Here is an 11560-nt window from a genome sequence, read left to right on the forward strand (position 1 = left end):
ACAGTCCATGAATTCGATCTTTCTGCGCATCTATGGCGGCATGCTGGTCACCTTGGTGCTGGTGGCGCTGCTTGGCGTCTTCACCATTCACCAGGTCAACCAGGTGCGTGCCGACCAGTACCGCGAGAGTCTGGCGCGCGGCACGTTTCGCCTGATGGCCGATAACCTCCAGCCTATGAACGAAGTGGAGCGCCGCCGTGCCGTGGTGCTCTGGGGGCGGCTGTTGGGCATACCCCTGGAGCTGCAGCCCATGGAGGGCTCGAAGCTGGACAACAGCGCCCGCAACCGGCTGATTCGTGGCCAGGTGCTGGTGGAGGAGACCGGGCCCCATGCCGCGCGGGTGTTCGGCCTGGTCAGCGTGAGCGAGCGGCTGATGCTGACCGGCGAGGTCGAGCAGATCAGCGAACAGCTGGCGCGGGCCACGGTTTACCTGTTGATGGATGAGCTGGTGCGCTTCCCGGTGAACGAGCAGCCGCAACGTCTGGCGTCCATCAAGGACAACAAGCAGTTCGGCTTCGACCTGCGGCTGATCCCGCTGAGGGAGGCGGACCTCGACGCCGATCAACGTCGGCGAGTGGACGAGGGCGATACCGTGATGGCGCTGGGCAAGGATGGCGACTCCATCCGCGTGTTCGCTGGCATGGTGGACACGCCCTGGGTACTGGAAATGGGCCCGCTGCACCAGATGAACCCTTATCCACCGCAGATGCTGGTGCTGATCGGCTTCCTTGGTCTGACCCTGATCGGCCTCACCGTCTACTTCCTGGTGCGCCAGCTGGAGCACCGGCTGATGGGGCTGGAAAGTGCCGCCACCAGCATTGCCCAGGGCAAGCTGGACGCGCGCGTACCGGCCAAGGGGGCTGACTCGGTGGGACGCCTGGCTGCGGCCTTCAATGGCATGGCCGAGCAGTTGCAGCGGCTGTTGATGCTGCAGCGTGAGCTGATCCGCGCTGTATCCCATGAGTTGCGTACCCCGGTGGCGCGACTGCGCTTCGGCCTGGAAATGATTGCCGACGCTGAAAGCGAGAGTGCCCGGCGCAAGTACATGGACGGCATGGACGGCGACATCCAGGAACTGGACAAGCTGGTGGACGAGATGCTGACTTACGCGCGCCTGGAACAGGGGGCGCCGGCCCTGCATTTCCAGCGCGTGGACCTGGATGCGCTGTTCGACCAGGTGATCGCCGAGCTTTCTCCGTTGCGCGCCACCGTACGCATCGAGCGCGGTCTGTGCCTGAACGTCGGCAGCGACGGCGCCTGGGTGGAGGCCGAGCCGCGCTACCTGCACCGCGCCCTGCAAAACCTGGTGAGTAACGCCATGCGCCATGCGGAGTCACGGGTGCAGTTGAACTATCAGATCGGCCACAAGCGCTGCCGCATCGATGTCGAAGATGACGGCCCCGGTGTGCCGGAGAGTCAGTGGGAGAAGATCTTCAAGCCCTTCATGCGCCTGGACGACAGTCGTACCCGCGCTTCCGGTGGTCATGGCCTTGGCTTGTCCATCGTGCGGCGGATCATCTATTGGCACGCCGGCCGCGCGCAGATCGGCCGCAGCGAAACGCTGGGCGGTGCACGTTTCAGTCTGGTCTGGCCGCGTCGGCAGAGCGAGGCGGAAACGCTGTAGGTTCGTCGGGGGATTGCTTTTCTGTGGGGGCGAATTCATTCGCTTAGCAAACCTAACGTTTTTCCCACAGATGATTGCGCCAGCTGCGCTGCCCAGGGATTTCAATCTGCTTCAGGCAGCGATTGCTACAAGGCTCAGCACCCGCCCCTGGAATTCGCAGTACCAACCCGCCAGTTCACTCCCCGCCGTCCATTCCGCCGACAGGTCGATCAACAGCCGCAGGCGCGCTTGTGCGCCGTTGCAGTCCAGCAGCTCCGCGTCATGGAAATAGAAACGCTTGCGCACCAGCGGATAGAGCGCCTTGAACAGGCTCTCCTTGATGGAGAAGGTCAGGGTGATGCGTTCAGCCTGCTGTTCGGGCGTGAGGCCATCCAGCCGTTGCAGTTCTGCCGGGGTGAGGATTTCTTCCGCCAGGCGCAACGCCCGGTCTCTGGCCAAGGGTTCTTCCAGGTCCAGGCCGAGGCCGCGCCACTGCCTGCTATCCGCAACCAGGGCAGTGGCCAGCCCGTGGCTGTGGCTGATGGAGCCGCTGACGCCGGCCGGCCAGACCGGTGCGCGATCTTCACCCAGGGCGGGCACGTCGGCGCGGCCGGTGAGGGCGAGGAGGGCGGTGCGGGCACAGAGGCGGCCGGCAAGGTACTCCGCCTGCCGCTTGGCCACCGAGCGCTGGATGTTGGCTGGCGCGGGAATGGCACTGCGAGAGAAGTCTTCGGCGACGAGCAGGGCCGGATCGAAGTGGCAAGAGCGCATGACCACGCCGGGCAGGGCTTCAGCGAAGGGCCAGGTGGAGTCGAAGGGGCTGCAGCAGGCGGGGTGGTTCGAAGTCATCGCGGCATTCTGCCCGGCGTCGGTGGAATCGGCCAGCGGCGCGGCCGTTTACATATGTTTGCAAATGGCAAACAAAGCGAAACGGAACCCGGACCGTGCTTTTTGCCAGACTAGCCCGGCGTTTCTTCTGGAACGCAGGTGAGGTTGTAGTCTGGAACCTTGGCAATGCCGGTTTCGGACATTTTCTCTGAATTGAGTGCGGGAGCCCGGATGGGCTCCCGTTTTTTTTGCCTGTATTTCAGGTGCAGATGGCGAGCGGGCTGAAGCCAACCCTACAAAAATGTCTTAAGACGATGTAGGACATTTCGTTCAGCTTAGGTTCAAGGAGGGTTCAGGAGCGGTTCAGTGGTCGGCGGGCAATCTAGCCCCGAGTTCAGCCAATCACTCGATCACTCGAAGAGGAACATCCCATGAACCACACTCTGAGCCGTATCGCCCTCGCTTCCGCCCTGGCCTTTGCTGCTGTTGGTGCCCAGGCCGCAGACAACTTCGTTGGCCTGACCTGGGGTCAGACCAACAACAATATCCAGAAGTCCGATTCGCTGAACGCGAACCTGAACAACCCCAGTCTGGACAAGGTCATCCACAAGACCGATACCTGGGGCGTACGTGCCGGCCAGCAGCACGACAGCGGCCGTTACTACATGACCTACGAGAACTTCTCCGATAGCGACAGCGGCTACAAGCTGCGCCAGCAGAATCTGCTCGGCAGCTACGATGTGTTCGTGCCGGTGGGTGACTACAACACCAAGCTGTTCGGCGGTGCGACCCTCGGCCTGGTCAAGCTGGAGCAGGAAAGCAAGGGCATGAGTCGCGACAGCAATATCAACTACGCGGCTGGCCTGCAGGCCGGTATCCTGCAGGACCTGAGCAAGAGCGCCTCGATCGAAGCCGGCTACCGTTACCTGCGCACCAATGTCAGTACCGACATGGGCGAGCACGGCGGTCCCCGCCTGGGCTCCCTGGACCTGCACAGCAGCGGCCAGGCTTACCTCGGCGCCAACTACAAGTTCTGAGTCGTTCTTAACAGCAGGCCGGGCAATTGCCCGGCCGCCTTATTGATAGGGGGAACAGCCCATGAAACTGCTGGTTGTGGAAGACGAGGCGTTGCTGCGCCACCATCTCTACACCCGCCTGGGCGAGCAGGGCCACGTGGTAGACGCTGTGCCCAACGCCGAGGAAGCGCTCTATCGCGCTGCGGAGTACCACCATGACCTGGCCGTTATCGACCTTGGCCTGCCCGGCATCAGCGGGCTGGATCTGATCCGCCAGCTGCGCAATCAGGGCAAGAGCTTCCCCATCCTCATTCTCACCGCCCGTGGCAACTGGCAGGACAAGGTCGAAGGCCTGGCTGCCGGTGCCGACGACTATGTGGTCAAACCGTTCCAGTTCGAAGAGTTGGAGGCGCGGCTCAATGCGTTGCTGCGGCGCTCCTCGGGCTTCGTCCAGTCCACCATCGAGGCCGGCCCGCTTCTGTTAGACCTCAATCGCAAGCAGGCACAGCTCGAGGGCGAAACGGTGGCGCTTACTGCCTACGAATACCGCATCCTCGAATACCTCATGCGTCATCACCAGCAAGTGGTGGCCAAGGACCGGCTGATGGAGCAGCTGTATCCCAATGACGAAGAGCGTGATCCCAACGTGATCGAAGTGCTGGTCGGCCGCCTGCGTCGCAAGCTGGAGGGCGACAACGGCTTCAAGCCGATCGAAACGATTCGCGGCCAGGGCTACCTGTTCACCGAGCGCTGCCGATGACCAATGGCTGGCGCGGGTTCTACCGTTCCACGGCGTCGTCACTGCGCCTGCGGCTGATGCTCGGCGCCGCGGTGATGGCGGTTCTGTTCATGCTGGCCCTGCTGCCCGCGCTGCGCGGGGCCTTCGTGATCGCCCTGGACCAGTCCATCCAGCAGCGTCTGGCTGCGGATGCCAGCGCGCTGATCGCGGCGGCCAGGGTGAATAACGGCCACCTGCAAATGCCAGACAAACTGCCGGACGAGGAGTTCGACAACCTCGAAGCCAGCCAACTGGGCTACATCTACGACAGCGAGGGTGGGCTGGTCTGGCAGTCCCGTTCGTCGCGAGATGAGCGAGTGGACTACCGCCCGCGCTACGACGGCCTGGGGCACGAGTTTCTTCGGGTCGCCGATGGCGGGGGGCGCGAGTTCTTCGTATATGACGTCGAGGTCGATCTGCTGCGCGGACAAAAGGCCGCCTACAGCGTCGTCACCATGCAGCCGGTGAGCGACTACCAGTCCATGTACGACGGTTTCGTCGAGCAGCTCTATCTCTGGCTCGGCGGTGCCCTGTTGGTGTTGCTGGGGTTGCTCTGGTTCGGCCTGACCTGGGGCTTCCGCAGCCTGCGTGGGCTCAGCGCCGAACTGGATGAGGTGGAGTCCGGCAACCGCGACAGCCTGAGTGATGAACACCCTCGGGAGCTGTTGCGCCTGACCCAATCCCTCAACCGCCTGCTGGACAGCGAGCGCCGCCAGCGCGAACGCTACCGCAACTCCCTGGATGACCTGGCGCACAGCCTGAAGACACCGCTCTCGGTGCTGCAGGGCGTCAGCGAGAACATTGCTGTCAGGCCAGATGATCGCGATCAGGCGCGGGTGCTGCAGAGCCAGATCGAACGCATGAGCCAGCAGATCAGCTACCAGTTACAGCGGGCTTCCTTGCGCAAGAGCGGCCTGGTGCGTCACCGGGTACAGCTGGCGCCGCTGCTGGACACGCTTTGCGATGCCCTGGACAAGGTCTATCGGGAAAAGCGCGTGCGGGTGACGCGGGATCTCGACGAGGGACTGATGATTCCCATGGAGCAGGGCGCTTTGCTGGAGTTGCTTGGCAACCTGCTGGAGAACGCCTTCCGCCTCTGTCTGGGCGAAGTCCGCGTCAGCGCCCGTGTGCGCGATGGCTACTGCGAACTCAAAGTGGAAGACGACGGCCCCGGCGTACCGGAGGATCAGCGTGATCGCATTCTCAAGCGGGGCGAACGCCTGGATGCCCAGCATCCCGGGCAGGGCATTGGCACCGCCGTGGTCAAGGACATCATCGAAAGCTACGACGGCGAGCTGTTCCTTGAAGAGTCCCCCCTGGGCGGGGCGGAGTTCAGGATTCGCTTTCCGTTGCTTTGAGCGAGTCGGCCGCTTTTCTGTGGTGGCGAGTTCATTGTAGGAGCTGCCTACAACACGTAACGCAGACTGCAGGTTTGCCATTCGCCCCCACAGGAAAAGCGCGGCTCAAGCCTCTTGCGCTCGATACGCCCCTGGCGTCAGTCCCGTCCATTTCTTGAACGCCCGATGGAACGCCGACGGCTCGGAGAATCCGAGCTGCTCGGCGATGTCCTGGATCGACAGCTCGTCCCGGCCCAGGTGGTAGATGGCCAGGTCGCGGCGCAGGTGGTCCTTCAATTCCTGAAAGCTCGAGCCTTCCTCCCGCAGGTGCCGGCGCAGGGTCTGCGGGCTGATGTGCAGGTGCTGGGCCACCGCTTCCAGGTCGGGCCAGGTGCGGCAGTCTCTGCCGAGCAGGCGGCGGATCTGGCTCGTCAGGCTGTCGCCGCCGTCCGGGCGGGCCAGCAGGTCGGCCGGGGAATGCTCGAGGAAGTGCTTGAGGGTGCGCTCGTCCTGCAGCAGCGGCATGGCCAGGTAGCGGGCGTGGAAACGCAGGCTGATGCACGGCGCCCCGAAGCGCCGGTTGGTGGGGAAGAGCAGTTCGTATTCGCTGGCGTGGGCCGGTTCTGCGTAGCTGAAGGTGGCCTCTTCCAGGCGAATGCGTTGGCCGATCAGCCAACTGCCCAGGCGGTGCCAGATCACCAGCAGGCTTTCCACCAGGAAGTGATCCGGGTCCTGGAGCGTCGAGTCGTCCACCGTCAGGACGGCGAACTCGCCCTCTCGTTCCAGCCGGATGTGCGGAGCATCGGGGAACAGCCCATAGAAGAGGGTGCCCCGGCCCAGGGCCTTTTCCAGGGTGCGGCAGTGGATGATGGCGTGGCACATCATGGCGAAGGTGCCGCGTTTGCTTGGTTGCCGGCCAAAGCCCATGTACTCGTCGTCCAGCGCTTCCCAGAGCAATTGCATGAGTCGTGCGAACTGCTCGGGTGCCACCCGCGCCCGGGGTTCGTCCAGCAGTGCCGGCTGGATGCCGGCGGCGCTCAAAAGGGGGGCGCAATCCACACCATGACGCAGGGCACCGCGCAGGGCGGCACGAACGAAGTGGCTGGCGATGGTGCGCTCGCGCATAGGGGCTGTTCCGTGGTCGGGGAGGCCGATGGTAGGTCGCGGTCGAGCGCGGCCACAAGGGCGCACGTGGCGGAAATCCCCCCGGGGGCTTGGCGGAAACCCGCCTGAAGGGTTTGCTGAAGGTGAAAGGGTGTTTGTTAAGTTATTGAAATATAAGGGTTTTAATAAATTATTGAAATTGGCACAGCGGCTGCAATAGGGACATCGCCGTCCATTCGACTGGACCGCACAACAACAAAAGTCTCCCAGACAGGGAGATGTGTCGATCACGGTGACGCCAGGCCTTACGGAACGGGTCGGGATCACTTGAAAGGAACACTGCCATGTCCCGCCAACCGTTCTACAAGAGCCTGTACGTCCAGGTCATCGTCGCTATCGCCATCGGCATTCTCCTGGGCCACTTCTATCCGGAGACCGGTGTTGCGCTCAAACCCCTGGGCGACGGCTTCGTCAAACTGATCAAGATGGCCATCGCGCCCATCATCTTCTGCACCGTGGTCAGCGGCATCGCCGGCATGCAGGACATGAAGGCAGTGGGCAAGACCGGCGGCTACGCGCTGCTGTACTTCGAAATCGTTTCCACCATTGCGCTGATCATCGGCCTGGTCGTGGTCAACATCGTCCAGCCGGGCGTCGGCATGCATATCGATCCGGCCACCCTGGACACCAAGGGCATTGCCGCATTCGCCGCAGCCGGCGAGCAGCAGAGCACCATCGCGTTCCTCCTCAACGTGATTCCCAGCACGATCGTTGGCGCATTCGCCAGCGGCGACATCCTGCAGGTGCTGTTCTTCTCGGTGATCTTCGCCTTCGCCCTGCAGCGCATGGGTGACTATGGCAAGCCGGTGCTGGAGTTCATCGACCGCATCGCCCATGTGATGTTCGGCATCATCAACATGATCATGAAGGTCGCCCCCATCGGTGCCTTCGGCGCCATGGCCTTCACCATCGGCCAGTACGGCGTGGGCTCGCTGGTGCAGCTTGGCCAACTGATGCTGTGCTTCTACATCACCTGCGTGTTCTTCATCCTGGTGGTGCTGGGCGGGATCGCTCGTGCCCATGGCTTCAGCATCATTCGCTTCGTCCGTTACATCCGCGAAGAGCTGCTGATCGTGCTCGGCACCTCGTCTTCCGAATCGGCCCTGCCGCGCATGCTGAACAAGATGGAAAAGCTGGGTGCGAACAAGTCGGTCGTCGGCCTGGTGATCCCCACCGGCTACTCCTTCAACCTGGATGGCACCTCCATCTACCTGACCATGGCCGCCGTGTTCATTGCCCAGGCCACTGACACTCCGATGGACATCACGCACCAGCTGACCCTGCTGGCCGTGCTGCTGGTTGCCTCCAAGGGCGCCGCTGGCGTCACCGGTTCCGGCTTCATCGTGCTGGCCGCCACCCTGTCCGCTGTCGGCCACCTGCCGGTCGCCGGCCTGGCGCTGATCCTCGGCATCGACCGCTTCATGTCTGAAGCCCGCGCGCTGACCAACCTGATCGGCAACGGCGTGGCCACCATCGTCGTCGCCAAGTGGTGCAAGCAACTGGACGAGAACACCCTGCAGAACGAACTGGCTGCCGGTGGTAAGCCCGAAGTGGCGACCGCCCCGCAGACTGCTGCCTGATCGACAACTGCTACAGCGTTCTCCTCCTGGTGAGGAGACTTTCTCAAGCCCGGCCCCCGTAGCCGGGCTTTTTTTGCCTGGGGGATGGCTCCAAAGGAGCCGCGCGACCGTAGGATGGGTAGAGCCGTGATACCCATCAGATCCTGCCAACCATGCTTGTCGCGCCGTTCCACCCATTCTGCTGGCTCCCTCAAAGGCCGCCGCGCGCCCCTGAACGATTGAGTCAATTCGCACTGAGCGCTTGCGTCATTGAGGGCGCCCGCTGCTGGCGCCTAACCTGCGGCACGACTTCGGCCCAGGGAGGCAACGCCATGCAACGCATTCATTTCGAGACTGAGCACAACTTGTTCCGCGAGGCCTTCCGCAGCTTCCTGCAGAAGGAGGTGGTGCCGCACCAGGACGAGTGGGAGGCTGCCGGTGTGGTCGACCGCAGTGTCTGGAAGAAGGCTGGCGAGATGGGCTTCCTGCTGCCCTGGGCGGACGAGGAGTACGGCGGCGCGGGGCTGAAGGACTTCCGCTACGAGCAGATCATGTGTGAGGAGCTCGCCTACATCAACGAGCCGGGTTTCATGATTCCTCTGCACTCGGCCCTTTGCGGTCCCTACATCGCCGAGTACGGCAACGCTGAGCAGAAAGCCCGCTTCCTGCCGGGAATCATCCGTGGCGAAACCATTCTCGCCGTGGCGATGACTGAGCCCAGCGCCGGCTCGGATCTTGCCGGCATGCGCACCACCGCCGTGGACAAGGGCGACCACTACCTGCTCAACGGTTCCAAGGTGTTCATCTCCAACGGCCTGCTGGCCGACGTGGTGATCGTCGCCGCCAAGACTGATCCTTCGAACAAGCACGCCATGGGCCTGTTCCTGGTGGAGCGGGGCATGGAAGGCTTCGAGCGCGGACGCAACCTTGAGAAGCTGGGCATGAAGAGCCAGGACACCGCCGAGCTGTTTTTCAACAACGTCAAGGTGCCGAAGGAAAACCTGCTGGGCGATGCCAAGGGCGGCTTCTTCTACCTGATGAACATGCTCGCCCAGGAGCGCCTGACCAATGCCTGCGGCGCGGTGGCCGGCGCCGAGGCTGCGCTGCTCACCACCATCGACTACGTGAAGGAGCGCAAGGCTTTTGACCGGCCGATCGCGCACTTCCAGAACACGCGCTTCAAGCTGGCCGAGATGCGGACGCAGATCGACGTGGCCCAGGTGTTCACCGACCGCTGCGTGATGGACCACAACCAGAAGAAACTCACCCCGGAAGTCGCCGCCGAGGCCAAGCTGTTCACCACTGAGCTGTTGTGCAAGGTGGTAGACGAAGGCGTGCAACTGCACGGTGGCTGGGGCTACATGTGGGAATACCCGATCTGCAAGATGTACGCGAACGCGCGCATCCAACGCATCTTCGCCGGCACCTCGGAGATCATGAAAGAGATTATCAGCCGCGGTATGAAGCTCTGAGCCGTGCGCTCTTTCGGCTGATCCGCATGGAGCAGGTGGCCGAGATGGGGCTGTCGGAGGACGTGCAAGCGAAGTTTCTGTATGGGAATGCGCGGAGGGTGTTCAAGCTCTAGAGTGATGGTCCATCGGGCAATGAGCCGATAACAACAATAAGAGGGCTGCAGGATGAGCGAAGCACTGCCGTTGCAACGTTTCTCCCACTGGGTGGCGACCACGCCGGATCGCGTCTGGCTGCGTCAGCCGGTGGCGCGGACGTGGCATCCCATCACCTGGCGCGAGGCCGATGACCGCGCGCGGCGGCTGGCCGGTGCGCTGCGGGCCCTGGGCTGCGAGCCGGGAGACCGGGTAGCGATCCTGGCGAAGAACTGCGCCGAATGGATAGTGAGTGACCTGGCGATCATGCTCGCCGGGCTGGTCAGCGTGCCGCTCTATCCGCTGCAATCGGCCGAGAGCATCGAATACGTCCTGCGCCATTCCGCCTGCAAGGTGATCATCCTCGGCAAGCTGGACGACGCCGAGCGCCTGGAGCCGGGTATCCCGGCTGATGTGGTGCGTATCGCGATGCCCTATCCAACCTTGCACGCCGACTACACCTGGGGCGAACTGTTGGCTCGGCATGCGCCCCTGCGTGAGGTCCACGAGCAGCGCTCGGACGACCTGCTCAGCATCCTCTATACCTCCGGGACCACCGGCCAGCCCAAGGGCGTGATGCAGACGGCGCGAGCGTTCGCCTTCGCCTCCAGCCGCTCGGTGAGGGAGATGGGGCTGGGAGAAGGCGACCAATTCTTCTCGTACCTGCCGCTGTCCCATGCCGCCGAGCGCTTCCTGGTGGAAACCAACAGCCTCTATTGTGGGTGCGGCATCGGCTTCGCCGAGTCTCTGGAGACCTTCGCCGAAGACCTGCGGGAAATCCGCCCGACCCAGTTCTTCTCCGTGCCGCGTTTGTGGACGCGCTTCCAGCAGGGGGTTCTGGAGAAGCTGCCGCAGCGTCGACTCGACCGCCTCCTGGCGGTTCCGCTGCTGGGCGCCCTGGTGGCGCGGAAAATACGCCGAGGCTTGGGGCTCGACCGCGCGCGGGTGCTGGTGAGCGGCGCCGCGCCCATTCCCGTGGCGCTTCTGGAATGGTACCGGCGCATCGGTCTGACCATCTGCGAGGGTTACGGCATGACCGAGAACTTCGCCTACGGCAACTTCAACCGGCCGGGGCAGGTGCGTTTCGGCACGGTGGGCCGGGTGATGCCGGACAACGAACTGCGCCTGGCCGAGGATGGCGAGATTCTCTACCGCAGCCCGTCATTGATGACCGGCTACTACCTGGAGCCGGAAAAGACCGCCGAGACCCTGCGCGATGGCTGGCTGCACACGGGTGACAAGGGGCAGATCGACGCCGATGGCTACCTGCGTATCACCGGCCGGGTGAAGGACATCTTCAAGACCAGCAAGGGCAAGTACGTGGCGCCGGCGCCCATCGAAGGCGAGATCGCCAAGAACCTCTGGGTGGAGCAGGTGTGCCTGATGGGCAGCGGCCTGGATCAACCCCTGGCATTGATCGAGCTGAGCCCCGCCGCCCGCGGGCAGGCTCGCGCTGAGGTCGAGGCTGACCTCTTGGCCACCCTCGAGCAGCTCAACGGCAAACTATTGCCTCACGAGCGCGTCAGCCACCTATTGCTGGTTCGAGAGCCCTGGACGGTGGATAACGGTTCCATGACCCCCACCATGAAGATTCGCCGTAACGTGCTGGAAGCTCGTTACGCCCCAGCGGTCGACCGCCTCGATGCGCGCCAGGCGCTGCATTGGGAATGA

9 protein-coding genes are annotated in these 11560 nt (G+C 63.4%); 7 read left to right on the top strand and 2 right to left on the bottom strand.

Features of this window, described 5'->3' with window-relative positions; all coding sequences use genetic code 11:
* Positions 1-7 precede the first annotated feature (7 nt).
* Positions 8-1624, top strand: a complete 1617-nt coding sequence (locus tag G559_RS0114685) for an ATP-binding protein (RefSeq protein ID WP_028628953.1) — start codon at positions 8-10, stop codon at positions 1622-1624.
* 111 nt (positions 1625-1735) lie between these two features.
* On the opposite strand, the gene G559_RS0114690 is transcribed toward G559_RS0114685, so the two are convergent.
* A complete protein-coding gene (locus G559_RS0114690; protein ID WP_028628954.1) occupies positions 1736-2452 on the bottom strand; it encodes a 4'-phosphopantetheinyl transferase family protein in 717 nt (238 codons plus the stop codon).
* A 410-nt stretch (positions 2453-2862) separates the two neighbouring features.
* Here G559_RS0114690 and G559_RS0114695 point away from each other — a divergent pair, with 410 nt between their 5' ends.
* The 3 genes from G559_RS0114695 (at position 2863) to G559_RS0114705 (ending at position 5583) form a co-directional block, all read left to right on the top strand.
* Positions 2863-3468 (top strand): outer membrane beta-barrel protein, encoded by a 606-nt coding sequence (locus tag G559_RS0114695; RefSeq protein WP_028628955.1) that lies wholly within the window; start codon positions 2863-2865, stop codon positions 3466-3468.
* Between the two features lie 61 nt (positions 3469-3529).
* Positions 3530-4207: a response regulator gene (locus G559_RS0114700; protein ID WP_028628956.1), complete on the top strand. Its 678-nt coding sequence runs from the start codon at positions 3530-3532 to the stop codon at positions 4205-4207.
* Positions 4204-5583 carry an ATP-binding protein gene (locus G559_RS0114705; protein ID WP_036997435.1) on the top strand — a complete coding sequence of 460 codons (1380 nt, stop codon included), beginning with the start codon at positions 4204-4206 and terminating at the stop codon, positions 5581-5583. Before G559_RS0114700 ends, G559_RS0114705 begins: the two co-directional genes overlap by 4 nt.
* A gap of 105 nt (positions 5584-5688) precedes the next feature.
* On the opposite strand, the gene G559_RS0114710 is transcribed toward G559_RS0114705, so the two are convergent.
* Complete coding sequence (locus tag G559_RS0114710) at positions 5689-6687, bottom strand: AraC family transcriptional regulator (RefSeq protein WP_028628958.1); 999 nt, start codon at positions 6685-6687, stop codon at positions 5689-5691.
* 323 nt (positions 6688-7010) lie between these two features.
* On the opposite strand from G559_RS0114710, the gene G559_RS0114715 reads away from it, so the two are divergent.
* The 3 genes from G559_RS0114715 (at position 7011) to G559_RS0114730 (ending at position 11560) form a co-directional block, all read left to right on the top strand.
* Positions 7011-8306: a dicarboxylate/amino acid:cation symporter gene (locus G559_RS0114715; protein WP_028628959.1), complete on the top strand. Its 1296-nt coding sequence runs from the start codon at positions 7011-7013 to the stop codon at positions 8304-8306.
* 311 nt (positions 8307-8617) lie between these two features.
* Positions 8618-9757, top strand: a complete 1140-nt coding sequence (locus G559_RS0114720) for an acyl-CoA dehydrogenase family protein (RefSeq protein ID WP_028628960.1) — start codon at positions 8618-8620, stop codon at positions 9755-9757.
* Between the two features lie 165 nt (positions 9758-9922).
* Entirely contained in the window at positions 9923-11560 is a 1638-nt protein-coding gene (locus tag G559_RS0114730; protein WP_028628961.1) for an AMP-binding protein, read from the top strand.

Origin of the sequence: Metapseudomonas resinovorans DSM 21078 (assembly GCF_000423545.1) — a bacterium.
In the GTDB taxonomy this organism is placed as follows: Bacteria; Pseudomonadota; Gammaproteobacteria; order Pseudomonadales; family Pseudomonadaceae; genus Metapseudomonas; species Metapseudomonas resinovorans.

What these genes read in the sequence shown, in the direction of transcription:
- G559_RS0114685 (WP_028628953.1), top strand. Translation starts at nt 8, where the DNA reads ATGAATTCGATCTTTCTGCGCATCTATGGCGGCATGCTGGTCACCTTG.
- G559_RS0114690 (WP_028628954.1), bottom strand. Translation starts at nt 2,452, where the DNA reads ATGACTTCGAACCACCCCGCCTGCTGCAGCCCCTTCGACTCCACCTGG.
- G559_RS0114695 (WP_028628955.1), top strand. Translation starts at nt 2,863, where the DNA reads ATGAACCACACTCTGAGCCGTATCGCCCTCGCTTCCGCCCTGGCCTTT.
- G559_RS0114700 (WP_028628956.1), top strand. Translation starts at nt 3,530, where the DNA reads ATGAAACTGCTGGTTGTGGAAGACGAGGCGTTGCTGCGCCACCATCTC.
- G559_RS0114705 (WP_036997435.1), top strand. Translation starts at nt 4,204, where the DNA reads ATGACCAATGGCTGGCGCGGGTTCTACCGTTCCACGGCGTCGTCACTG.
- G559_RS0114710 (WP_028628958.1), bottom strand. Translation starts at nt 6,687, where the DNA reads ATGCGCGAGCGCACCATCGCCAGCCACTTCGTTCGTGCCGCCCTGCGC.
- G559_RS0114715 (WP_028628959.1), top strand. Translation starts at nt 7,011, where the DNA reads ATGTCCCGCCAACCGTTCTACAAGAGCCTGTACGTCCAGGTCATCGTC.
- G559_RS0114720 (WP_028628960.1), top strand. Translation starts at nt 8,618, where the DNA reads ATGCAACGCATTCATTTCGAGACTGAGCACAACTTGTTCCGCGAGGCC.
- G559_RS0114730 (WP_028628961.1), top strand. Translation starts at nt 9,923, where the DNA reads ATGAGCGAAGCACTGCCGTTGCAACGTTTCTCCCACTGGGTGGCGACC.